Source organism: Sporomusa acidovorans (assembly GCF_900101845.1).
Lineage (GTDB): Bacteria > Bacillota > Negativicutes > Sporomusales > Sporomusaceae > Sporomusa > Sporomusa acidovorans.
The window spans coordinates 42940-67544 of record NZ_FNAM01000018.1 but is presented as its reverse complement, the minus strand read 5'-3'; the positions used below and the strand labels follow the sequence as shown (position 1 = coordinate 67544).

Genomic DNA, 24605 nt, shown 5'->3' with positions numbered 1-24605 from the left:
TTTATTTACAGATTAATTATTATAGGAGTCAGCATGCGCGATTTAGTCATTCTTAAAGGGGGCGGTGATATTGCAACCGGTATTGCTCACCGCTTGTATCAGAGTCGATTTGCTGTTGTTATCACAGAAATACCACGGCCAACGGTCGTTCGGCGTACGGTGGCCTTTGCCCAGGCCGTAGCGAATGGTCAGGCGGTTGTTGAAAACGTGGCGGCCCGCTTGGTTGCGCTGCGGGAAGTGCCGGCGGCACTGGCTGCCGGTTTTATTCCGGTAGTGGTTGATGAGGCTGCTGCCTGTGTGGCTGAACTCAAGCCGCAAGCCGTAGTGGATGCGATTATTGCCAAACGCAATACCGGCACCAGGCTAACTGACGCGCCGGTGGTGATTGGCGTAGGCCCCGGTTTTGAAGCGGGCACTGACGTACATGCTGTTATTGAAACCATGCGCGGTCACGATTTGGGACGGGTAATTTACCGGGGAACGGCAATTGACAACACCGGTATCCCCGGCGACGTGGACGGCTATACGCTGGAACGTCTGATCAAGGCACCGGCGGACGGTGTGTTTATGGCCTGCCGGACAATTGGTGATCAGGTATCAGCCGGTGAAATTGTCGGCCATGTGGGGGAAACGCCTGTCAAAGTTACAATTTCCGGGGTGTTGCGCGGTTTGATTCAGGCAGGGTTGACAGTATCCCAAGGGTTAAAAATTGGCGATGTTGACCCGCGCTGCCGGCGGGAACATTGCTTTACCATTTCCGATAAGGCACGGGCCATCGGCGGCGGGGTGCTGGAGGCCTTGCTGCATCTGAGAAGGGGGTAATATGCTGAAGGACGCATTAGGTTTGAAACAGCCCGGGGTAGTGGCCTGTGTGGGGGCAGGCGGCAAGACTTCCGTAGTGCAGTCGCTGGCCGCCGAACTGGACGGGGCTGTTGTGGTTACAAGTACAACCAAGATGTTTTGCCGCCAGGTAGACAATTATGCGTTGGTCATGCTTGATCATTGCAGCGACGGGGTGGCTGAGGTTGCAAAGCTTTTGCTCAAACAGCCGAGGGTGGCCTGGTTTGCCGGGCAAGTCAGAGAAAAAATAATCGGCTTGCCGCCGGAATGGGTGGACAAACTGGCTGTTTGTGTGCCTGACGCTTATATTTTGGTCGAGGCCGACGGCGCACGCCGTTGCCTGCTTAAAGCTCCGTCTTGCAGTGAGCCGGTTATTCCCGAACGTACGGCAATGACTGTCGGGGTATTAAATATCGGCGCTATGGGCCAAATGCTATCGCCGGAGAACACGCACCGGCTGGAATTGGTGACCGCAATTATCCAGCGGCAGCCGGGAGACAGAATCACCTGGCAGGACATAGCCCGATTGGCTGTTCATCCACAGGGAATTTTCCAATATGCCAGAGGAACCAAGGTGCTGTTGCTGAGCGGAAATCAAGGCCCGGTTGCCAGACAGGCCGTGAAAGAGATAGCCGGCTATGTTAAGGCGGCTCAGGTGGGCATTGAGCGGGTAGTGGCAGCAACCGGATATGGTGACGCGATGCGGGCGAGTGCGGTGTTTGTGCTGTGAGCAACAGGCTGGGTGCAGTGATTTTGGCGGCGGGAACCGCCAGCCGGATGGGAAAACAAAAGTTATTGCTGCCGCTAAATGGACGGCCCTTGTTAACACATGTGCTCGATACGGTGCACAAAGTCCCCTGGAGTGACTGTATGGCCGTTATCGGTGAGCCGGCAGCGGAATTGGCCGCTCTGTGCCAACAGCGGGGAATCCGGTCTGTGTATAATTCGCAGCGGCTGGAGGGACAGGCCACCTCGCTTACCCTGGCGCTGCGGCATTTAAGCGGTGATCTTGCGGGAATTATGTTTTTTTTAGGTGATCAGCCGCTCGTATCCCTGGCACTGATTGAGAGCCTCATTGCCCAATTCTTTCAGGCAGGCAGTACTAAGGTGATTATTGTGCCCTGCCAGCAGGGGCAGCGCTATAGCCCGGTGCTGTTTGGCAGTTATTGGCGCCCGGAGTTGGCTGTTTTAACCGGCGACACCGGCGGCCGGCAGATTATGCGCGCCAATCCGGCTCACGTTATTGAGGTAGAATGGCCGGAACCGGCATGTTTTTATGATGCGGATACGGAAAACGAATATCGGCAGCTCAAAAACCTTCTGGACAATAAGCGGGGCTGACGGATAGCGGTATTTTTTGCTTGGTATAATTAAGAATAAGAGGCGATGACGTTGTATTTTGATACTGCTGAGGGGCCGGTATTTCGTCCGCCCAGTGAGGCGCACAGTTTTATTTTGCGGGTAACCATCGGCTGTTCGCACAATGCCTGTTCATTTTGCACGATGTACCGCACGGTCGCTTTTCGGGCTCGACCGCTGCCGGAAATTCTGTCGCAAATTGACGCTGCCAGACCATATGCCCCGCATATCCGTCGCATCTTTTTAGCCGATGGCAACGCGCTGGTCTTAGCGACAGATAAACTGCTTGCCATACTGCAGGCATTGCGGGAAACGTTTCCCCGCCTGCAGCGGGTATCCTGCTATGCCGGTCCCAAGGATATGTTAAATAAAACACCGGCAGAGCTTGCTGCGTTGCGTGAGGCCGGGTTAAAGCTGGTGTATTACGGTCTGGAATCAGGAGATAACCTGATTTTACAGAGAATCAACAAGGGAGTGGGGACGGCGGAGGCCATTGCCGCCGGTCAACGTATTGTCGCGGCCGGTATAAAACTGTCGGTTATGGTCATTGCCGGTCTGGGCGGTCAGGCTCATTCCGATAGTCATGCGCTGAATACGGCCAAAGCAGTTAATGCTATTCAACCACAGATGCTAAGCGCATTGACACTCATGCTATATCGTGGCAGTGAACTGTTAACCGAATATGAACGCGGTGAGTTTGCGCCCCTGTCACCGGCAGCGATTATGGGCGAACTTTATCAGTTTGTCAGTCATATTTGTTTGCCGCAAGGCCATCACTGTTTGTTTCGCAGCACGCATAGTTCTAATTATGTTGCCTTGGCGGGGACTTTGCCCAAGGATAAGGACAGACTGTTGCAGGAACTAAAGGCCGCGGCAACCCGGCTGAGCCGGATGACAGACTGGGACCCTTATAATAATGTCGAATGAAACGTCTTTTTTCTGTCAAGGTATTCCATATCTTGACAAAGGCTGTCCCAGGGATTAAAATGATGAAAGCTTTAACAGCTATGAATGGAATTATTGATGAATTAGGAGGGGTTTTATGCGACGAATAATTCAGGTTGAAGAAAAGCTGCCACTGATTGAAACATTGCCGTTAAGTCTGCAACATCTGTTTGCCATGTTTGGGTCTACCGTACTTGTGCCTATTTTATTTAAAGTTAACCCGGCCACGGTACTGTTGTGGAATGGTATCGGCACACTGCTCTACATATTGATTACCAAAGGCAGGATTCCGGCCTATCTGGGATCAAGTTTCGCTTTTTTATCTCCGGTATTTTTAGTTTTGCCTCAATTTGGTTATAATGCCGCTCTCGGCGGTTTTATTGCCACCGGCCTTATTTTTTCCATCGTAGCTTTGAGTATTGGTATTGTTGGCACCAAGTGGATAGATATTGTTTTTCCGCCTGCCGCCATGGGCGCCATTGTGGCTATCATCGGGCTGGAACTGGCACCGGTTGCCGCTGAGATGGCAGGCCTGCTGGCCAAAACACCGGATCCTATCGCGATCACGGTTTCCCTCTTCACCTTAGCGGTGACCATTCTTGGTTCCGTATTGTTCCGCGGCTTTATGGCCGTTATTCCGATTTTAATCGGCATTGCGGCCGGTTATATTCTGGCTTTGGCCTTTGGAATAGTAAATCTGGCAACAGTTTACGCAACACCGTGGTTTGCCCTGCCCACCTTCTATGCGCCGGAATTCAATCTGCAGGCCATCCTCATTATTATTCCTGCGTCTTTGGTGGTTATTGCCGAGCATATCGGCCATCTGGTTGTGACCGGCAATATTGTGGGCCGTGATTTGTCAAAATCGCCCGGCTTGCACCGCTCCTTGCTGGGAAATGGCATATCAACCATGATATCAGGCTTTTTTGGCTCGACACCCAATACTACCTATGGAGAAAACATTGGTGTTATGGCCTTGTCCAAGGTCTACAGTGTATGGGTAATCGGTTTTGCTGCTGTTATTGCCATTGTTCTTTCCTTTGTCGGTAAATTGGCAGCTCTGATTCAAAGCATCCCCGCCCCGGTTATGGGGGGCGTATCCCTCCTGCTGTTCGGTGTGATTGCAGCTTCCGGTGTGCGTATTCTGGTGGAATCCAAAGTGGATTATAATCGCTCCCGGAACCTGATTCTAACAGCCGTTGTGCTGATTATCGGCGTCAGCGGCGCGCATATGACCTTTGGGTCGGTTACCCTCAAAGGCATGGCGCTGGCGACCATTGTGGCCATTATTCTGGGCTTAACGTTTAGAATTCTTGATCTGCTTGGCCTTACCAATGATCGTGATCCGGCCGATACACAGAGTAGAGAGGATTATCTTGACTAATGGGGCCATACGGGGCCGGTTTGCCCCCAGTCCTACCGGAGAAATCCATTTGGGAAATGCCTGGACGGCACTGCTGGCCTGGCTGCAGGTTCGTGCCGCCGGCGGCACTATGGTTCTGCGGATTGAGGATCTTGATCCTGACCGGTCACGTCCTGCCTACAGTGAAGCTCTGATCGCCGAAATGAAATGGCTGGGGCTTGACTGGGACGAGGGGCCGGATAGCGGCGGAAAGTATGCGCCGTATTGCCAGGATGAACGGCGTGGCTTATATCAGGCGGCGCTTGAGCGGCTGGATGCGGCCGGGCTGGTATACCCCTGCTATTGTACCCGGACTGAATTGGCGGCTTCTGCGCCGCATGCCGGCGAACAGGAACGCGTTTACCCCGGTATCTGCCGGCAGCGAACAATCGACCCGGCCCGGCGAGCAAAACGGCGGCCGGCGCTTCGCCTGGCTGTGCCGCCTGGTGAAATTTCTTTTACTGACCTGCATGCCGGTTGGATTAGCCAGGATATCAGCCGGGAGGTTGGCGACTTTGTCGTACGCCGTTCCGACGGGGTTCACGCCTATCAACTGGCGGTTGTGGTGGATGATGCCGCTATGCAGATTACCCATGTCTTACGCGGGGACGACTTGCTGCGTTCCACGCCGCGCCAGTTGCTGCTGTACCGGCTGCTGGGTTTGAAAGCTCCGGTATTCACCCATGTGCCGCTGCTAATCGACAACCAGGGCTACCGGCTGTCAAAACGGCAGCAGGCATTGTCGATTGCGGCGCTGCGCTCACAGGGGGTTAAGCCGGAAGCCATTATCGGTTATTTGGCTTGGAAGGCCGGGCTGCTTGATCAATACCAGCCGGTCAAGGCAGCAGAGCTTGTCGGCAGCTTTGCGCTTGCTAGGATGCCGTCAGGGCCGGTTGTGGTTGATTGTCCGCTGCCTGTATAAAAAAGCATTAATGACAGAAAAAATCCAATTCGTATGCAAACTGCAGCCTGTTGAGATATTAGGGCTGCCTTTTATTTTGGAGGACGGGAATTGCGGATAGTAAAAGTTAATAATGACTTAGCAGCGGTATTCTTGACTTAATTTTCTCGGTAGGTATTCCACATCAGAGAGGTCTGCAAAAATCTTCCGTACGTTGTTAAAAGCAATGTTGGAGTTATTTTGGAGAGGCTGCCTGCTATATAAAAAAATTATGAAAGTTGGCATAAGATTTGCATTACAGATAAGAAAGAGGCGAAATGCAGCGGACTCCGTCAAAGGCCAAGCAAAATGCACGGCAGTGTGCCAACCGGGAGGTAAGTCAAAAAGTGTTCGGTTTAGATGGGATTCTTAAGAAAGCGGAACAGGAAATACCACTCAGTTTCAAAGAAATTTTAGGGTTGCTGAGTGTAAATTCGCCCAGCGAACTGGGGAAAGTCGCTTTAGCTGCGAGGAGGCTGCGCGAGCGGTATTTCCAAAATAAAGTTTTTCTTTACGGTTTTGTGTATTTTTCCACATACTGTCGCAATGATTGCACTTTTTGTCTTTATCGTAAATCTAATCAGACTTATTCACGTTATCGAAAAAATTTTGAAGAAATTATGGCGGCAGCACGTTGTCTGGCCGATTCCGGTGTCCACTTATTAGATATGACGATGGGGGAAGACCCGCTGTATTATAATAAAAAAAACGGATTTGACGAGCTGGTGCAATTGGTAAAAGAACTTAAACGGGAAACCCGCAGACCGGTCATGATTTCTCCGGGGGTAGTACCGCAGAAGATCCTGGAGGAATTTAAAGAGGCCGGCGCCGACTGGTATGCCTGCTATCAAGAAACACACAACAAGACACTTTATCAGCAATTGCGGGTGAAGCAGAGTTACGGGGAACGCATGATCCGTAAGCTTACGGCAAAAAAAATGGGCTACCTAATCGAAGAAGGATTGTTGACCGGCGTGGGAGAGAGTAAGGGGGATATTGCCCGGTCACTGTTGCTGATGAAAAATATGGAGGCCGATCAGGTAAGGGTTATGACATTTATTCCTCAGGAAAATACCCCGTTTGCAGGTTGGCCGGCAAATTCTCAATTTCGTGAGCTGCTGATCATTGCGGTTATGCGCCTGATAATGCCGGACCGGTTGATTCCTGCTTCGTTAGATGTAGACGGATTAAAGGGACTGCAGGACCGGCTGGCATCCGGTGCCAATGTTATTACTTCGCTTATTTCACCGGCAGCCGGTATGGCCGGTGTTTCCCAAAGTACGCTTGATATTGGTGAAGGAAACCGCACTGTTGAGAAAGTTTTGCCGGTTCTTAAGGCCAACCATTTAGAAGCGGCAACCCAGGGAGAATATCAGGCCTGGATTAAAGCACGGCAAACGCGTTCTGCCAAACCAGCGAGAGGAGGCCTGCCATGCGGGTAGCAATTATCGGGGGGAGGCTGCAGGGTGTAGAAGCAGCCTATTTGGCCCAAAAAGCGGGCTGGGAAGTCATTTTATTTGACCGCAGGCAGCAAGCGCAGGCAAGCGGCCTTGCCGACAGATTTTACTGTATGGATGTACTTGCCTGCCGGGACGAAGTTATCGCCGGATTAAAAGGCGTTGATCTCATTATTCCGGCTATCGAAGATGATGGGGTTTTGCAGGCCCTCAAATCCATTGCGAACCTTACCGGGATTCCATTGGCTTTTGATTTTAGTGCCTATAGTGTTTCTTCTTCCAAGCTAATTTCCAATCAATTGTTTTCCCGGTTAGGCGTGCCTAGGCCGCAACCCTGGCCCCAATGCCAATTTCCCGTTTGTTTGAAACCTTCCGGCCGGAGTGGCAGTGAAGGTGTGCAAATTCTGTATACCCAGGAGGAATTAGCTGGTAAGCGCACGCGTAATGCGGATGAAGATTGGGTTATCGAAGAGTATTTGCCGGGGCCGTCTTATTCACTTGAGGTTATTGGCTTTGCCGGTAAGTACCAGGTATTCCAGGTCACGGAGTTAGAGATGGACCGTGTGCATGATTGCAAACGGGTTCTTGCTCCGGGCGAACTTAATGCTAAGCTGCTGGCCGAATTTGCAGCGGTTGCTGTGAAACTAGCCGGAGCATTATCCTTAAATGGGATTATGGATGTTGAAACCATTCTGCATAACAGAACGTTAAAAGTTTTAGAAATTGATGCCCGGCTGCCAAGTCAAACGCCAACCGCCGTTTATCATTCTTCCGGGATCAATATGGTTGAGTGGTTAGGTTATTCGTTTTTGCAGAAAAATTTGCACGTTCCCATTCAAAAGCAACAGGCGGAAAAATGTGTTATTTATGAGCATTGTAGAGTAACTCCTCAGCAAATTGAGATTGCAGGCGAACATATTTTGTCGGAAGCAGGTCCTCTCCAACTGAGGGCTGGTTTTTTCGGTGCCGATGAAGTTCTGACTGATTATGTGCCAGGCAAGCGGGAATGGGTAGTAACCTTAATCGTCAAGGGAGTGAGTTTTGAAGAGGCCTGGGATAGACGCGATGCGATACTGCGCAGAATGCAACGGGCATTTAATATTCCGGAAATTTCGGATCTGTGTCCCGAAAATGAATTAAGCCAAGGGGGTGGCAGGAAGCATGACCCGTTTATGCGAGAAAGATATTGACGGCATTGCTTGCCGAATGGAACAGTATGATCAGGAATTAATCAACAAGACCGGCCATACGCTTGCTGAAATTGCCGCCCACGCGGCCGGCATGGAGCAACAGGGTGGAGAAAAAATTTATGATCCGGGGCTTGTTGCCGTTATCCCGATGACTTGTGGACAGGGGATTATTGGCGGGTTTACGGAAGCGGTTGCGGGAATTCTGTCATTTCTCGAGATGCGGGTTTTCATTCCCCGTGCCGGCGATGTTAATGGAATTGCGGCAGCACTGGCACGCGAGGCGAAAATATTGTTTATGGCTGATGATGACCGTTTTATTGCCGTTCACCTGAAGTCGGGCCGTTGCATCGATAACGGTGAGGCAACCGGCAAGGGGTATGTGGCGGCGTTGGATTATATGCTTAAGGGGGTTAACGGGCAGCGCATCCTTATACTGGGGGCCGGACCGGTAGGCTGCGCCGCTGCTTTTGCCGCAGTCAATTTTGGCGGCAATGTTGCTGTTTATGATAAAAAAGCGGAAGCTAGTGAAAGAATGGCCCAAGATATCTTCAACCGCTACGGCCGGAAAATTTGTATAGAACAGGACTTAAAATCGGCTTTGACAAATCATCACGCGATCGTTGTTGCCTGCCCTGAAGCCGGCTTTATTACGCAGGAGGTTCTTGCTGCCGATAGTTATGTGGCTGCTCCGGGAATACCGTTGGGAGTTTGTGAAGATGCCCGGGAACAAATTCAGAACCGGCTGCTGCATGATCCATTGCAAATAGGTGTGGCAACCATGCTCTATGAGTGCTTAAAACGATCTGATTATCATTGCCAAGGAGATGAAAATAGGTGAGTCCGGAAGCAAATACGAAAGAAAAGAAACGCTATTACCGAAAAACGGTCGATTTTTTCAATTTAGTGGCAAAGATAAAACTTTGGCCGTCACGTAATGGCACAATGCATGGGATTAAGTCAATGACCCGCAGGGGAAGCATTGCGGAGATTGTAACCCACTGCAACCGGCGCTTTATTATTCATAATTCCCGCCACAGCAGGGCCGCCCGCTGGATGCGAAACAAATGGTTTTTCGATCTTTGTCCAACCTGTAAGATACCGGCATGGAAACTGCAAAAATATTCCGCTACAGTTATGAGCCAGCATTACGGCGCCCATCTTTAACAGGACAGACAGGGCAAGAAGCAAAGGAATCCAAATCCTCTTTGGGTTCCTTTGCTTCTTTGGTTTAAAGGGAGAAAATTGTTAGAACTTTGGTTTTTTCTTGGAGGCTTCTTTTTCTTTCGCCTTAATTTCAGCGGTTTCAGCCTCAGCCTCTTTAACAATTTCGTTAAGCTGCCGCTGGATATTCTCGGGCAGCGGGCTTGGATCTTTGAAGTTTTCGAGAATATCATGGGCCTTTTCATAAGAGCGTTCGACGATATCTTTGCTGCCGTCGGCTGTCCAGGCATCGCGGTTTCTGCGATCAAGCAACCTGGATTGGGAAAGCTCTTTGAAATGTTTGAAGGTGTGATCATGGCTGATGAATTCTCCGCCGGGTCCTACCGAACGAACAACTTCAATAGCCATTTTCTCATCCGATACAGGAATTCCCTTAATTGTGTGCAAAATCATGCGGGCCATTTCATTTTGCATCACCATTTGAGCATAGTCCCAAGTGAGGCCTCCTTCAAGCATCCCTAAGCCGTAAATCATATTAGCACCGGCTAACGCCGGTAATAAGGCTGTGAGGGTAAATTCATGGGCTGCTTGGGCATCGGGGACTTTGCTATCAGTCTATCCCCCGGCGACCCAGCTCGGAATGTTATAGAACTGGGCAAGTTTGGCTACCGCAGAACTAAAGAGGGCGAGTTCCGGGGTGCCAACACAGGCAACGGTCGTCCGGAGGTCAATCATGGTCGTTGAAGTTCCATAGACCATGGGATGGCCCTTTTTTACCAACTGACTGAGCACAAACATACTGAGAATTTCGGCATTGTGTGTTACCAGGGTACTGGCAAGGTTGACACAAGTCGTACCACCTGCCAGCCCCATGGAGTTGACTTTGGCCGGTACGCCCAGGCGAATGGCCTGGATAAGAGTATCTGTCGCTCCTTTGGAATGAACCATAGGGCTGACCGGGTCCGTACTTTGAGAAAAGAGCGGGCGTGCCCGGAAATTTTCTTCGCCACCGGAGACCACATAGCCCATTTTAGCGGCCGCCCGCATATTTTCAGGTCGATTCATACCGATGTAAGCATGCTTGGTGGAGTGATTGTAGAACGATTCGGCAATGTGGACTTGCGCCACGTCAGGGTCCACTTCTGAAGGGCCCATGGCCCGTTCAAAGATAATGACCTGCTCCATGGCTTCACAAAAGCGCGTAACATCGTCGACGTCCTCTTTTAAGGGTTTGCGTAATTGGCGGGTATAAGGGTCGATCATAGTTACCGCTTCGCCAAAATTGACGAAGCCGGTACGGTTCCCCTCATTTAGCCAGTCATTTTCCGGATTTCTCCCACAGGCCCGGAACGTTTTGGGGATGGAGCGCAGGGCATCCTCTACCAGGTGAGCCGGGATTTTAACGATATTGGTATCCCGGTCTAAAGTACAGCCATTGCTGTAAAAAATCTCACGTGCTTCCTCGCTCTCCACCTTTACACCGATATTCCACAGAACATCAAGTGTCGCGAGATGGATATCGTAGAGTTCATCATCGGTAAACATGTGGAGTCCAATTCCATCCATACGGGTAGAACCGGCGTGCAATCCTCTAACAGTCAAATACGTCACCTCCTAAATTATTTATTTGAAGAGTCATAGGGTGTTACCACAGTCCCATTACGGGAATGGTTCACCTCCTTCCAAACGGTCAGCCATAACTCACGCGGTAACAAATAGCATGGCAGAGGTTGTATTACACTTATATTTCATGCAACAATCGTGCCAATTTTTCACTGAGCTCCACCGCTGGCGCTTGTCTTCCGCTTTTACTAACACTTTGCCTGCAAAACTTTATTGGATACTGTTAAATCAAAGTGCTGGGAGCTGGTGCAAGGGATTGGTTGTCAGACTTGCGGTTGAGCGTCCAATAAGGTGAAGACGTAAGCGAATTTGACTTACGAAGTCATTTTTGATTTAGTTAGCAGCGCATTTTTCTCAGTTTAAGGTGACTGAGAGTCAAGCTATATAGGGGAAAACTGGCTATAGAAAATCCAATAAAGATTTTCATCTGCCAGGGTATTAGTAACGCTCCGCCGCTGGCGCTTAACCTCCGCTTTTACTAACACCCTGTCTGTAAATCTTTATTGGCGTACTATATAGAAGAAAGTGGCACGTTTCTTGCAATTGAAAATTATTGCAGATCGCTGACCTAACAATAAGTATCTTTTTATGGGGGGTGGATCGAATGGATCACACGGACTCTAAATTCGTGCAGGCGGGTGAAACTCCCGTACTCCCCGCCAACTATAGGGAGCCCTGCACTGTAGACTGCAAGGAGGGTGCATGGTGAGTATTTTATGGACACCGGTTCAATTGCAAAGGTTGAAGGAACTGAATGCAACTGCCGCAATGCTGGCAATGAATTTTACAGAAACAGCCGGACGTGACCGTGCGTTTCAAAAGATTGAGCGTCAACTAGTGGGTCAGGGGAAATTACGGCTGGAAAGATTGCGCACTAGCAAGCGCCGTCCGTCGCTGCTGGAACTGACAGACCGGTTGGCTGACGTATTATGTAAGCAAGGATTTGTACAGGTTGCAACACCTGCGATTATTACGAAAGCGGCATTAGCCAAAATGACAATTGCAGATGACCATCCTCTGTTTTCCCAAGTATTCTGGCTGGATGCCAAACATTGTCTGCGGCCCATGCTGGCTCCCAATCTATATGCTCTCTGGCATGAGCTGGAACGTTTCTGGGAAAAGCCGATTCGTATTTTTGAAATAGGAAGCTGCTATCGCAAAGAATCACAGGGTGCGCATCATCTTAATGAGTTTACCATGCTGAATCTTGCGGAATTGGGAACGCCGCTTGACAATCGGCACCAATCCTTAAAGAAAATGGCAGAATGGGTAATGACGGCTGCCGGGATTGAAGAGTATGAATTTATAACGGAATCGTCGGTAGTCTATGGCGATACTGTGGATATTGTCAAAAACGGGCTGGAACTGGGGTCAGGTGCAATGGGACCGCATGTTTTGGATGAAAAATGGGGAATTATTGATCCCTGGGTTGGGATTGGTTTTGGTTTGGAGCGGCTGCTGTTGATTCGTGAAGGAGCAAATAATATTCAAAGCATGGGAAGAAGCAGGAGTTATTTAGACGGTGTTCGGCTAAACATCCTGTGAGGGAAAGCATGGAAGGATCAAGTTGCCGGGTATACGTTTTCATTTAAATACAAATTGGGGGGAGTAGACATGTACCACAAAGTTGAGCTTGAGGAATCAATTCCACTAAACCATATCGGCAGAATCTTTGCGATGATTGGCGCCATTCCTTACTTTCAACAGGAAGAAACGAGAATTGACCGTATTGCAATACTTCCGGGCGGTCTGACAAACAGCAATTATAAAGTAACAGTTAGTGAGGTTACCTATGCGTTACGCTTAGCCGGCGAGGGAACGCTGGAATATCTTAACCGTCCGGCAGAAAAACATAATGCACAGATTATGTCTGATATTAAGGTAAATGCGCCGATTATTCACTATGATGAGACAACCGGCAATCAGGTCTGTAAATATATTGACAACAGTATTACCCTGCATCCGGAACAGTTTAATGAGGACCATTATATCCGGCTTGCTGCCAAGGTATTTAGAAAATACCATACTTGCGGCAAGAAGTTTAAATCAGAATTCAACCCTTTACATGAGACACGTAATTATCGCGAGCTTTTGCGCCTGAAAAATTATCGCTTTTATGAGGGTGCGGAGCTTATGAGCCAAAAATTAGATGAAATTGATGCCGTCCTAAAGAAGTATCCAGTACAGTTAGCCCCTTGCCATAATGATCCGTTGTGTGAAAATTGGCTGGATGACCAGAAAGACTTTTACCTTATTGATTGGGAATACGGGGGCATGAATGATCCAATGTTTGATTTAGGAGCGCTGTCAATTGAAGCAAGTTTGAACGACGAGCAGGAACGGTACTTGTTGCGGGAGTACTTTGGCGGTGATTTGGCTAAAAAACAGTGGGGCGGACTGATTATTAATAAGTTTCTTTGCGACGCACTCTGGTCTTATTGGGCCGTACTGCAAATTGCCACAGGCAAACCGCATGAGGATTACTGGCCCTATGGTCTTAATCGCTATAACCGGGCCTACAGGCTTATCCATGAAGGAACACTTGACCAGGCTTTACAGGCATGGTCGAGGTGATTTTAATATAAGTCAAGGGGGAAAAGGAATATGGCTACATTAAACGATCTTGCCCAGAGTGTAATTACCGGGAATTTAGATCAGGTAAAAGACCAGGTTAAATTCTTTATCGCTAATGGCACTGATCCGCTGGCAATTATCAATGAAGGATTAATTGGCGGCATGAATGTTGTCGGTGCACGTTTTAAAGCTGGGGATATGTATGTGCCGGAAGTATTGATGTCGGCCCGTACGATGAATGCCGGCCTGGAGATTGTCAAACCATTAATTGCCGAAAGAGATATCCACAAACAGGGAAAAGTTGTTTTAGGTACAGTAAAAGCAGATCTGCATGACATTGGCAAGAATCTTGTGTCGATGATGATGCAAAGCGGCGGTCTGGAAGTGATTGATATTGGCATTGATGCGGCGCCGGAAAAATTCGTGGCAGCCGTTAAGGAACATAACCCGGATATTGTGGGTATGTCAGCCTTACTGACAACAACCATGCCGGCAATGCAGGATACCATTGAGCTTTTGACTGAAGAGGGGCTTAGAGATAAAGTCAAAATCATTGTGGGAGGGGCTCCGGTATCACAAGAGTTTGCCAATTCAATCGGTGCCGATGCTTATGCCCCTGATGCGGCAACAGCAACAGATCTCTGCAAGGAATTTATTAGCGCTTGATATGCAAAAAGGTAAGACTATCTCGACCGACAGTCTTACCTTTTTTAGCATCTAATTTTGACTTATCATAAACTTATTCTGTGCTTCAGGCATATATTTGCGGATAAGGCGGCTGGCTTTGCTTTGACTGATTTTTAAAAATTTGGCCACCTCATAGGAACTGCCGAGTTTCTGGTAAGCCTGCAGAATGAGCTTTTTCTCCACTTCATCCACTGCATCTTCTAATGAAAGGTTGTGACCGACAATGGAAGTTAGACTGGGAAAACTTGAAATCGCCTGTTTCGCGTCATGCACGGCAGTAAGGCTTTGCGGCAAATCCAAATCGTCGATGATATTGCTTTGGCTGGTGACAACCAACCGTTCAATCATATTTTTTAGTTCACGGGCATTCCCTGGCCAGGAATATTGTAAAAACAAATCAATAGCTCGCTTGGATAATTGCCGTTCATATTTATACTTCTGATTATATTTATCTAAGAAATATAAAGCCAGCGGGATGATTTCTTCTTTTCTTTCCCGTAACGAGGGAATTTTAATTTCGAATACATTAAGCCGGTAATACAAATCTTCCCGGAATTTCCCTTGTTCAAGCAGCTTATGGATATTCTGGTTGGTGGCGGCAATAATGCGGCAGTTAACCTGTTGGACTTCCCGGCCACCGACTTTATAATATTGATTCTCTTGAAGGATTTGCAGGAGCTTGGCCTGCATATGAAGCGGCAATTCGGCAATTTCATCGAGAAAAAGTGTCCCTTCACTGGCTAATTCAATAAGCCCGATATTTCCCTTGGTGTTTGCGCCGGTAAATGCCCCTTTAGAATATCCGAACATTTCCGCTTCCATAAGTTCGGCCGGAATGGAAGCGCAGTTTACCACAATGAACGGCCCGTTGTATCGTGGGCTGTCTTTATGGATGTGCTTGGCCATATGACTTTTTCCGGAACCCGATTCCCCCAGCAAGAGAACGGTAGAGTCAACCTGTGAAATCCGGTGAACAAGATCTAAGAGATTTGACATTTTGGCGCTTCTGGAAATGAAATCAGGAATATTCATTTCATTTTTCCGCAGAACGGCCACTTCTGTTTGATAGCGATTCAGTAATTTTTCGCTTTTGGCAAGTTCTATTTTAAGCCCGGTTGATTCGGTAATATCTCTGCCATTTTCGATAATATATTCAAGCTTCCCCTCTTCATTAAATATGGGAGTCGCCGTGGTTAACAGGGTTTTGCCGGTGCGGGTTTTTTGTTCCATTGTGACGCTTTGCTTTTTTTCCAGGACAATGGGACTAACCCGTGGGTGCCAATAATGGCAGGCTGAAAGTTCTTCCGAGTTCTTGCCGATAATTTCTCCAGCGCTGATTCCACAATGAGCTTCTACTGCCTGATTAACATAGAGCACAATTCCTTGTGCATCTGTAACATAGATTTCGTCATGAGAATGATCCAAAATATTTTTGAGAAGTTCATAATTAATACAGGATTCCGACACGGATAATCTCACCCTTTCCAGAATACTGAAATTTGATCTATGAAAATGTATAGTAAAGTAGAGGCTCATTTTGCGTTCTTTTTAACAAGCTATGGATTGGTTGTATTAAAATTAGAAATATATTGTAAAAAATAGTTCGCTATATGGTAAATGCATTCCTTCCATACACAGAAAAAAAAGAAAATTGTGATAAAAATATATGCAACGTCCTGAAGATAGTTATAAATCGAAAAAGACTTAAGGAGTCACTTTTGATTTAGGGCAACGGGATTTTATTATTGGAAGACCACTTAAAAACCCAGTTATATGCAGGAAAAAAATGTACGAGATACTGGCACGGTTTTTGCTTAATTAGTTTATAAGTGGTTCTTTTATCGCAATATTCTTTATAATTGAAAGGAGGGCGGAGCGGTTTTATTACGTTTTAGCAAAAAGCCAAAAGAAGAAAAGGAGGGAGAATATGTCCAACTTAAGTACTGCACAATTGCAGGAACTGCAAGCAAAGAATGAACTGTCCCATGCCAAAACGGGTTTATTATGGGGGATTATTTCCGGGGCAACCTGGGGGCTGGATGGCGTTGTCTTAGGCTTGGCACTGGCAATGGCCCCCTTTACGGGAGGGACGTCGCTTTATGCCGCGCCTTTGGCGGGAGCGGCGTTACATGACGGATTTGCCGGTTTTTATTTGTTCTTTTTTAACCTGTTTACGGGTAGATGGAAGGAGTATTTACGGACGCTCAGAACAAAACCCGGCATGATTGTTTGTTTAGGCGCATTATTCGGCGGCCCAATCGGTATGTCTGGATATCTGCTGGGAATTAACATGGCGGGAGCCTCTTATGCGCTCTCTATTACGGCCATGTATCCGGCAATTGGTGCGATTTTAGCTTTTTTTGTATTAAAAGAGAAAATTCAGCCACGCGTTTGGCTGGGTATTGTCTTATGTATTGCAGGTGCTATTATCGTAAGCTATGTTCCGCCGGAAGGTGACTTCCCCAATTTTTACTTTGGTTTAGCCCTGGCTTTGTTAGCTACTATTGGATGGGGATCAGAAGGCGTGCTTTCGGCTTTTGGCATGGATATGGTTGATCCGGCTATCGCCATCGGTATCAGGGAAGCAGTGTCCTTTGTCATTTACTTTATTGCCGTTTTGCCGTTAGCAGCAGGAATGATTATTTTCTGGGATGCTTTTCTTGAACAGGCCATTTGGTATATTGCACTTGCCGGTCTCTTGGGCGGAGTATCTTACCTGGCCTGGTACCGGGCGATTAATATGACTGGCGTGGCACGGGCCATGGCCTTCAATATTTCTTATGCACTCTGGGCGGTTTTTTTTGGCTGGCTGTTAACAGATCTTACTATCACCCCGACTCTTCTCGGTGGCGCTGCCATTATTACTGTCGGGACGATTTTGGTTACCGCTAATCCGAAAGAGCTTGTTAAATTAAGAAATAATTAGTATAAGGGGGGGAACTAGTAAATGTTATTACCTATGCGATTTCGTATTCTTCATCTGCTGACACTTCCGGAAACGGGACTTACTGAACTGGAAATTATGGAGGCATTAAAACCCGAATACGGGACAGACGGACAATATAGAAGATCAATTGTTGATGACCATCTTGCTTCCATGAAAGCAGTCGGAATGATTGAGATTCTGGAACTCTTCATGGGGGATGACGGTAAACTTTTGCATAAGTTTCGAGCAACGGATTATGGAAAAAAATATCTTAAATATATCCCCCAAGGATGGAGCGCTGATCAGCCAGCGAAGCGTGTTTCGCTGTAATTATGTGCCAAGCTGCTGTGCCCGCCGGATTCAGCCGAAGAACTGCGGTTCGGCGGGTACGTGTCTACTTTATTAGCGGCCGGGTTGGTCACGATTGAAGAAAAATGGAAAGGAGAATAGATGAATGGCATACAAAGACGAATTGATTGCTCTTGGAATGGTAGAAACAAGAGGTGTTGTCGGGGCAGTTGAAGCCGCCGATGCCATGGTAAAAGCCGCCAATGTAACGCTTATCGGCAAAGTAAAAGTAGGCGGCGGACTTGTTACCGTGATGGTGCGGGGCGATGTAGGGGCGGTTAAGGCCGCAGTTGACGCGGGTGCGGCCGCAGCCGAACGCGTGGGCGAACTGATGAGCTGCCATGTCATTCCGCGTCCGCATCAGGAATTGGAACAGATTCTTCCGAAAATGCCCAATAGCGAAGAAAAACCGAAAGCCAAAATTTCGGAACCGGCTAAATAATAGATAAAAACAAGTAGGGAGGAAGGTTCTTATGATTGAGCCTATTAAACCAAAAGTTTTAGCAGTGCGGCTCATCCCCAATGTTGCCCCCAATTTGGTGGAACAGCTTGGATTAAAGGATTACCAGCGATCGGTTGGCATGATTACAGCCAATATCGATGACTCCACATACACCGCTTTGGATGAGGCCACGAAAAAAGCAGAAGTTGAAGTCGTGTACGCCAAAAGCTTTTATGCCGGTGCCGCCCACGCGTCAGGGCCCCGATCGGGAGAAATTATTGGTATCTTGGCGGCCCCCAATCCGGCAGAAGTGCGTGCCGGGGTGGATGCCTGTATCGATTATCTGGAAAATGAAGCATTTTTTTATACCTGTGACGGAGGAAAAACGGCCTGGTATCCCCACACCATTTCGCGCACAGGCAGCTACCTGTCGAAGATTGCCAAAATCGAGGAAGGTGAGCCGCTGGCTTATTTAATCGCGCCGCCGCTGGAGGCGGTCTATGGCATTGATGCCGCGTTAAAAGCGGCGGAAGTAGAAATGAAGGCATTTTACGGTCCGCCGACAGAGACGAATTTCGGCGGTGCCTTACTCACCGGTTCACAAAGTGCTTGCCGTTCAGCCTGTGAGGCATTTCAACAAGCTGTTATCGCAGTTGCCGAAAATGCTCTGAAGTTTTAACCGGGGGGGATTACTCAAATGGAATTGGATCGGGATTTGCTTTCCATGCAGGAAGCCCGCAATCTGGTATGCGCGGCCCAAAAAGCACAGGAAATCATCAAGAACTTTTCAAAAGAGCAGATTGACCGCGTCATTGATTTTATGCGGCAAGCAGGTGAGACTAACGCCGCGAAACTAGCCATGATGGCAGTATCTGAAACGGGAATGGGAAACTATGAGGATAAATGCCTGAAGAATTATTTTGCCTCTCATCATGTTTATGAATTTATCAAAGATATGAAGACCATCGGGGTTATTAATGAGGATAAAAAACAGCATATGGTGGAAATTGCCGAACCTGTGGGAATCATTGTCGGGATAGTGCCGACAACAAATCCGACATCTACTGTGATTTATAAATCCATGATTGCCCTGAAAGCGCGCAATGCGATTGTTTTTTCGCCACATCCGTCGGCAATAAAATGTACCCATGAGGCAGCTAAGCTTATGAATCAGGCTGCAGTTGCCGCCGGTGCCCCTGAAGGCGTGATCGGCTGTATGAGTACTGTGTCCATGCAGGCAACCAATGAACTCATGAAGCACCCGGATACAAAGCTGATTTTGGCAACAGGCGGCAGCGGTCTGGTAAAGACGGCCTATTCCAGTGGAAAACCGGCTTTGGGTGTGGGCCCGGGCAATGTGCCGGCTTTTGTTGAACGCAGTGCCCGGTTAGACCGGGCAGCGGAACAGATCATTATTGGCAAAACCTTTGATAACGGCACGATTTGTGCGTCAGAGCAAGCCATTGTTGCGGAAGAATGTATAGCAGATGAACTGATTGAGCTCTTAAAAAGAAATGGTGCCTACTTCCTTGAAGCGGAAGAAGTTCAAAAAGTAGCTAAAGCAGTTATTCTGCCGACGGGGGGAATGAGTCCTCAATATGTGGGAAAGGATGCAAAATTTATCGCCAGTCAACTGGGAATCACTGTCCCTGCCGATACAAGGTGTTTGGTTGCACCCCTCCAGGGAGTAGGTCCGCAGTATCCCTTGTCTCATGAAAAATTAACAACCGTGCTGGGTTTCTATCGGGTTCGTGATTGGCAGGAGGGCTGTGACCGGTGTATTGAACTTTTAGAGTCCGGCGGCATAGGACATAGCCTGGTTATTCACAGTGAAAATAAAGAGATTATTCGTGAGTTTGCCATGAGGAAACCGGTATTTCGTATTCTGGTCAACACACCTTCGTCCTTGGGGGGAGTAGGAGCAACCACCGGGTTGGCGCCTTCTTTTACACTGGGATGCGGGACCTGGGGAGGATCCAGCGTTTCGGAGAATGTTACGCCGCTGCATCTTATTAATGTCAAGCGGGTTGCCTGGCCTGTTCGCGAGCCTGCGGAGTTAACGATTCCCAATTATATTGAGCCGGCCGGTATAGCTGCTATGGCGCAAAATCCCGTTAGCCGGCAGAGCGAGATGAGCGCTTCACCAGCTCTTAGTCCGGACATGATTAGGGATATAGTGGAACAAGTTGTTCGGCGTGTACATAGCTGTAAAAACTGAATTTAAAAATTTCCTAATCATGCATGGGAGGTGAGAGTCATGCGGCATTTTATATCTGCCGAATCTCTGCGTAAAATGGTTGAACAGGGAAAGAAGGTTACTATTGACAAAAATTGTGTGTTAACACCGGCGGCACAGGATTTGGTTAAAGAATTGGGATTAACGGTTATATACGGTGAACCACAAGCTCAGCAGGCTGAACGGCAGGTAACCGGAGTCAGCCCAGTGCCGCCATCCGGCGTTGCTATACACCCGGATGCGCCACAGGAACTGAAACAAAAGGTCCGGCAAATCCTGAGGGAAATTCTCAAACCGGCCTGCCTGCATCCGCAGGTCGTGCATGTGCGCGGCGAGCAAGTGGTCATTCAGCCGTTTGCGGCAGCACCGCCCGGACAAAAAATCGGCCTCACTGATGCCGTAACGGCAAGAGAGGGGAATCTCTGCGCAGGCTTTATGACTTTTGATCACGCCGAACTACCCTGGCTGCTGCATTATGATGAGGCGGATTATATTATTGAGGGCGAATTCACTCTGAAAGTGGGAGAACAACGGTTCGAGGCCAAAGCCGGAGACATCATCTATATTCCAAAAGGAAGCCAGGTGGTTTTTTCCTCGCCGACATTTTGCAAGGTATTCTATGTTACCTATCCGGCGAACTGGGCGGATCTTGGCAGCCAATAGGCAGACAGATTGGGGGGAGAGCAGATGATTTTAAAGGCTAAAGTCTACAATAAAATTTTTGCCTTTAAAGAACTGAAAGAAGTCTTAGCAAAAGCAAATGAAGAAAAATCCGGCGACATGCTGGTTGGGATTGGTGCAGAGTCGGCATCAGAACGGGTTGCCGCCAAACTGGTACTGAGCAACCTTACCTTGGAAGATATCTATAATAATCCGGTAATCGCCTATGAAGAAGATGAAGTTACCCAGGTAATCTATGATCATCTCAATACCAGAATCTATCAAGAAATAAAATCCTGGACAGTGGGTGAGCTGCGGGAATATATCCTGAGCCATAAGACCACAGGCAATGATCTTTCCCGGATCAGCCGCGGACTGACCAGCGAGATGATTGCGGCGACCGCCAAACTCATGTCCAGCATGGATTTGGTTTACGGTGCCCATAAGATGCGCCATGAAGCCTGTTGCAATACCACCATCGGCCGGCCGGGGACCCTGGCATTTCGCAATCAGCCCAATCATCCGACCGATAGTGTCGAAGGCGTCATGGCCTCTATCAAAGAAGGCCTGTCCTATGGCGCAGGGGATGCGGTGATCGGCATCAATCCGGTGGAAGATAATGTAGAGACAGTAGCCCGGTTACTGGAAGCCGTAAAAAAATTCATGATCGAATGGGAAATTCCGACCCAAAACTGTGTACTGGCGCATGTCAGCACGCAGATGAAAGTATTGGAAAAAGGAGCGCCGGTAGACCTTGTATTCCAGAGTATCGCCGGTACCCAGAAGGCGAATGAGGCTTTTGGCATCAGTAAAGCCCTGCTGGAGGAAGCGTTTGCCCTTGTGAAGACAAAAGGCACAGCCACCGGGCCAAACCTTATGTATTTTGAGACAGGCCAGGGATCGGAAGTATCCCTTGACGCGCATAACGGCGTGGATATGATGACGCTGGAAGCCCGAACCTACGGGTTTGGCCGCTATTACCAGCCCTTTATGCTCAACAATGTTTCCGGTTTTATCGGACCGGAGACCATCTATTCAGGACGGGAAGTAATCCGGGCAGACCTGGAGGATTTGTTTATGGGTAAACTGCACGGTTTGCCGATGGGAATAGCGCCCTGCTATACCAATCATATGAAAGCAGACCAGAATGATCAGGAGATCGGCACATTGTTATGTGCGATGGCAGGCGCCAATTACTTTATGGGTGTACCTGGCGGTGATGACATTATGCTAAGCTATCAGGATACCAGTTTTCACGATGATGCGGCAACCCGCGAAATTTTGGGGCTGCGCCCCCTGCCGGAATTCGAAAAATGGCTGGAGAAGCTGGGAATCATGGCAGATGGCCGCCTAACCGAACGAGCCGGCGACCCATCCATTTTTACTAAATAAGCGTGAGGTGAGGAAAATGGCGGTGGCAGCCAGCGAATTAGAAAAAATTATTCAGGAAGTACTGAACGAATTGGGGAAAAACGGGGGAAATAAAAAAGCAGTAACAGAACATGCCATGTCGGCTGTACAGGCGGCTAGGCCGGCAGTTGGGGCGTTCACGGAAAAAATGGTCAGCCTGATAGCGGCCGATGAGATTTTAGTAGAACACCCGGTGAATCTTGCTGCCATAAAAGCCATGAAAAAGGCAACAACGGCTCGTATCGGCATAGGCAGGGCGGGAGCGAGGCCGAAAACCGCATCCTGGTTAAAACTGCTTGCCGACCACGCCGTAGCGCAGGATGCCGTATTTGTGGAGGTATCGGAAGATTTTTTGCAGCGGACAAACCTATTTTCCGTGCAAAGTGCGGCTGAAAACAAAGAACAGTTTCTTACCCGGCCTGATTTAGGCCGCCGGCTTAGCGACGAGGCGGTGCAGACCATACGGCAAAAGTGTGAAAAAGATATGCAAGTGCAAATTCTCATCGTCGATGGTCTGAGTTCGACGGCGATTGAAGCCAATGTACCCGATATTTTGCCGGCACTGCAACAGGGACTAAAAGCAAACGGCATAAAAGTAGGCACGCCCTTTTTCATAAAACACGGCCGGGTAGGAGTACAGGACGAAGTGGGGCAGCTGCTGAATGCGGAACTGGTCATATCGCTGATTGGTGAAAGGCCGGGTCTGGGAACAGCGGAAAGCCTGAGTGCCTATATCATTTACCGGCCCAATGAGAAGACGGTGGAAGCCGACCGTAATGTGGTATCCAATATATACAAGGGAGGAATACCGCCGGCGGAAGCGGGTGCCCATCTTGTCGACCTGATAAGGCAAATTTTGTCCGCAAAGGCAAGCGGGGTTAGGTTTAAGTAAGGAGCTAATCATTTGAGGTGAGTAGAGATGAGCGACCCGGCAGTGCAAACGATGACTAGTGTGGGAATTGACATCGGCACAACGACTACGCAACTTGTTATCAGTCGTCTTACACTTGAAAATACGGCATCTGCTGCTCTTATTCCCCGGGTTGAAATTACAGGTAAAGAAGTAATTTACCGCAGTCAAATTTATTTTACGCCGTTGTTAAATCATCATTTAGTGAACGCCGTGGAAATCTCACGGATTGTAGAAAGTGAATACCGCCAGGCGGGAGTTACTGCGCGCGATATTGATACAGGAGCGGTGATTATTACCGGCGAGACAGCCAAAAAAGAAAATGCCAAAGCTATTCTAGAGGCTTTGGCAAACTTTGCCGGGGATTTCGTTGTTGCTACTGCGGGTCCCAACCTTGAAGCTGTATATGCGGGCAAAGGCTCCGGGGCGGCTGCCTTTTCCCAGGAGAAACATCAAATTATTGTGAATATTGATGTCGGCGGGGGAACCGCCAATTATGCCGTATTCCATGAAGGCCAGGCGATTGATACGGCTTGCCTGAATGTCGGGGGCCATCTGATTGAAATTGAACCAGACAGGCAGCGGGTTACTTATATTGCTGGCCCCGCGCAGGCGGTATTGAAGTCACTGCGGCGGACAATCCAAGCTGGTGAAAAAATCAGCCTGTCTGTTCTTACAGAAGTCGCTGCCGCTATGGCACACTCCGTTGTGGAGGTGCTGCAAGCAAAAGTTCTCTCTGACTTAACCCGTCAACTGCTGATGACACCATCGCTTTCGCTGGACTATCCGGTAACCAAGGTGATGATATCCGGCGGTGTGGCAGACTACGTCTATGCGGAGCAGCCACCCTGTTCGCTAGCGGAAGTAAGCTGTTTTGGCGATTTTGGTCCACTGCTGGGATGGAAACTCAAGGAGGCTTTGCTGGCGGCGGGCTTTGAACCGGTAAAACCGTTGGAAACAGTAAGGGCTACGGTCATCGGCACAGGCACGCAATCAGTCAACCTAAGCGGCAGTACCATTCATGTTGCAGAAAGAACCTTACCACTGCGCAATGTTTTGGTAGCCCTGCCGTTTACCGGCTGTATTCACGGGTTGCCGGCAACAGCGCCGGAGATTGCGGCGTTGGTAAGAAAGACAATGAATATCATAACGGCAGACAACGATGATCAGCTCATTGCCCTGGCCATGAAGGGGCCGGAAACGCCAACCTTTGACGATATACAGATCCTTGCCCGGGGAGTCCTTTCGGGAATGGCGGAATACCTGGTCCGCACCAACATCCTTATTATAATTTTAGAAAAAGATTGCGGGAAAATACTGGGACAGTCGATTGCCGCCCTCTACACAAAACCATTGGAGTTAATCTGCATTGATCAGCTTGCCGTAGGCAGCTCGGATTATATTGATATCGGCAAGCCCGTGATGGGCGGGCGAGTTGTTCCGGTTGTCATTAAGACCCTGCTCTTTGAGACGAAAGAAAAATGATGATAAAGCC

23 protein-coding genes and 1 pseudogene are annotated in these 24605 nt (G+C 48.7%); 22 read left to right on the top strand and 2 right to left on the bottom strand.

The features are described from left to right. Window positions 1-33 precede the first annotated feature (33 nt). From yqeB to pylSn, 10 genes are all read left to right on the top strand, one after another. Window positions 34-822, top strand: a complete 789-nt coding sequence (yqeB, locus tag BLR65_RS13740; protein ID WP_093794793.1) for a selenium-dependent molybdenum cofactor biosynthesis protein YqeB — start codon at window positions 34-36, stop codon at window positions 820-822. A 1-nt stretch (window position 823) separates the two neighbouring features. Continuing rightward, window positions 824-1570: a selenium cofactor biosynthesis protein YqeC gene (yqeC, locus tag BLR65_RS13735; RefSeq protein WP_093794754.1), complete on the top strand. Its 747-nt coding sequence runs from the start codon at window positions 824-826 to the stop codon at window positions 1568-1570. Next, entirely contained in the window at window positions 1567-2181 is a 615-nt protein-coding gene (locus BLR65_RS13730) for a nucleotidyltransferase family protein (protein ID WP_093794753.1), read from the top strand. Before yqeC ends, BLR65_RS13730 begins: the two co-directional genes overlap by 4 nt. A gap of 45 nt (window positions 2182-2226) precedes the next feature. Continuing rightward, window positions 2227-3126 (top strand): radical SAM protein, encoded by a 900-nt coding sequence (locus tag BLR65_RS13725; protein ID WP_245692780.1) that lies wholly within the window; start codon window positions 2227-2229, stop codon window positions 3124-3126. A 115-nt stretch (window positions 3127-3241) separates the two neighbouring features. Beyond that, on the top strand, window positions 3242-4528 hold the full coding sequence (gene uraA / locus BLR65_RS13720; RefSeq protein ID WP_093794751.1) for a uracil permease: 1287 nt from the start codon (window positions 3242-3244) through the stop codon (window positions 4526-4528). Further along, window positions 4521-5468 carry a tRNA glutamyl-Q(34) synthetase GluQRS gene (gluQRS, locus tag BLR65_RS13715; RefSeq protein ID WP_245692779.1) on the top strand — a complete coding sequence of 316 codons (948 nt, stop codon included), beginning with the start codon at window positions 4521-4523 and terminating at the stop codon, window positions 5466-5468. The genes uraA and gluQRS overlap by 8 nt, the downstream gene beginning before the upstream one ends. Window positions 5469-5764: 296 nt before the next feature. Next, window positions 5765-6928 (top strand): methylornithine synthase PylB, encoded by a 1164-nt coding sequence (gene pylB / locus BLR65_RS13710; protein WP_093794749.1) that lies wholly within the window; start codon window positions 5765-5767, stop codon window positions 6926-6928. Further along, a complete protein-coding gene (gene pylC / locus BLR65_RS13705) occupies window positions 6919-8133 on the top strand; it encodes a 3-methylornithine--L-lysine ligase PylC (RefSeq protein WP_093794748.1) in 1215 nt (404 codons plus the stop codon). Before pylB ends, pylC begins: the two co-directional genes overlap by 10 nt. Further along, the gene (pylD, locus tag BLR65_RS13700) at window positions 8105-8971 is read left to right on the top strand and encodes a 3-methylornithyl-N6-L-lysine dehydrogenase PylD (RefSeq protein ID WP_093794747.1); all 867 of its coding nucleotides are present in this window, start codon (window positions 8105-8107) and stop codon (window positions 8969-8971) included. Before pylC ends, pylD begins: the two co-directional genes overlap by 29 nt. Further along, a complete protein-coding gene (pylSn, locus tag BLR65_RS13695) occupies window positions 8968-9297 on the top strand; it encodes a pyrrolysine--tRNA(Pyl) ligase small subunit (protein ID WP_093794746.1) in 330 nt (109 codons plus the stop codon). The genes pylD and pylSn overlap by 4 nt, the downstream gene beginning before the upstream one ends. A gap of 81 nt (window positions 9298-9378) precedes the next feature. On the opposite strand, the pseudogene mttB reads toward pylSn, so the two are convergent. Beyond that, a pseudogene (gene mttB / locus BLR65_RS30930) lies at window positions 9379-10839 on the bottom strand ([trimethylamine--corrinoid protein] Co-methyltransferase). Between the two features lie 780 nt (window positions 10840-11619). Here mttB and pylSc point away from each other — a divergent pair. The 3 genes from pylSc to BLR65_RS13670 all read left to right on the top strand — a co-directional run bounded on the left by pylSc (window position 11620) and on the right by BLR65_RS13670 (window position 14157). Then, a complete protein-coding gene (gene pylSc / locus BLR65_RS13680; protein ID WP_211285126.1) occupies window positions 11620-12462 on the top strand; it encodes a pyrrolysine--tRNA(Pyl) ligase large subunit in 843 nt (280 codons plus the stop codon). A 69-nt stretch (window positions 12463-12531) separates the two neighbouring features. After that, complete coding sequence (locus BLR65_RS13675) at window positions 12532-13491, top strand: choline kinase family protein (RefSeq protein WP_093794743.1); 960 nt, start codon at window positions 12532-12534, stop codon at window positions 13489-13491. 30 nt (window positions 13492-13521) lie between these two features. Continuing rightward, window positions 13522-14157 (top strand): corrinoid protein, encoded by a 636-nt coding sequence (locus BLR65_RS13670; RefSeq protein ID WP_093794742.1) that lies wholly within the window; start codon window positions 13522-13524, stop codon window positions 14155-14157. A 51-nt stretch (window positions 14158-14208) separates the two neighbouring features. Here the strand turns inward: BLR65_RS13670 and BLR65_RS13665 are convergent, their stop codons facing one another. Further along, window positions 14209-15645 carry a sigma-54 interaction domain-containing protein gene (locus BLR65_RS13665; RefSeq protein WP_211285125.1) on the bottom strand — a complete coding sequence of 479 codons (1437 nt, stop codon included), beginning with the start codon at window positions 15643-15645 and terminating at the stop codon, window positions 14209-14211. A gap of 460 nt (window positions 15646-16105) precedes the next feature. On the opposite strand from BLR65_RS13665, the gene BLR65_RS13660 reads away from it, so the two are divergent. The 9 genes from BLR65_RS13660 (at window position 16106) to BLR65_RS13620 (ending at window position 24595) form a co-directional block, all read left to right on the top strand. Next, on the top strand, window positions 16106-17104 hold the full coding sequence (locus BLR65_RS13660) for a DMT family transporter (protein WP_093794740.1): 999 nt from the start codon (window positions 16106-16108) through the stop codon (window positions 17102-17104). Window positions 17105-17125: 21 nt separating this feature from the next. Then, window positions 17126-17434: a hypothetical protein gene (locus BLR65_RS13655; protein WP_093794739.1), complete on the top strand. Its 309-nt coding sequence runs from the start codon at window positions 17126-17128 to the stop codon at window positions 17432-17434. A gap of 124 nt (window positions 17435-17558) precedes the next feature. Continuing rightward, window positions 17559-17894, top strand: a complete 336-nt coding sequence (locus BLR65_RS13650) for a BMC domain-containing protein (RefSeq protein ID WP_093794738.1) — start codon at window positions 17559-17561, stop codon at window positions 17892-17894. A gap of 31 nt (window positions 17895-17925) precedes the next feature. Further along, window positions 17926-18573 (top strand): ethanolamine utilization microcompartment protein EutL, encoded by a 648-nt coding sequence (gene eutL / locus BLR65_RS13645; RefSeq protein WP_093794737.1) that lies wholly within the window; start codon window positions 17926-17928, stop codon window positions 18571-18573. Window positions 18574-18591: 18 nt separating this feature from the next. Beyond that, window positions 18592-20112, top strand: coding sequence for an acetaldehyde dehydrogenase (acetylating) (locus BLR65_RS13640; RefSeq protein ID WP_093794736.1), 1521 nt, complete (start codon window positions 18592-18594; stop codon window positions 20110-20112). Between the two features lie 39 nt (window positions 20113-20151). After that, complete coding sequence (locus BLR65_RS13635) at window positions 20152-20793, top strand: cupin domain-containing protein (RefSeq protein WP_093794735.1); 642 nt, start codon at window positions 20152-20154, stop codon at window positions 20791-20793. A 24-nt stretch (window positions 20794-20817) separates the two neighbouring features. Beyond that, complete coding sequence (locus tag BLR65_RS13630) at window positions 20818-22182, top strand: ethanolamine ammonia-lyase subunit EutB (RefSeq protein ID WP_093794734.1); 1365 nt, start codon at window positions 20818-20820, stop codon at window positions 22180-22182. Window positions 22183-22198: 16 nt separating this feature from the next. Further along, the gene (gene eutC / locus BLR65_RS13625) at window positions 22199-23092 is read left to right on the top strand and encodes an ethanolamine ammonia-lyase subunit EutC (RefSeq protein WP_093794733.1); all 894 of its coding nucleotides are present in this window, start codon (window positions 22199-22201) and stop codon (window positions 23090-23092) included. 27 nt (window positions 23093-23119) lie between these two features. After that, on the top strand, window positions 23120-24595 hold the full coding sequence (locus tag BLR65_RS13620) for an ethanolamine ammonia-lyase reactivating factor EutA (RefSeq protein ID WP_093794732.1): 1476 nt from the start codon (window positions 23120-23122) through the stop codon (window positions 24593-24595). Window positions 24596-24605 lie beyond the last annotated feature (10 nt).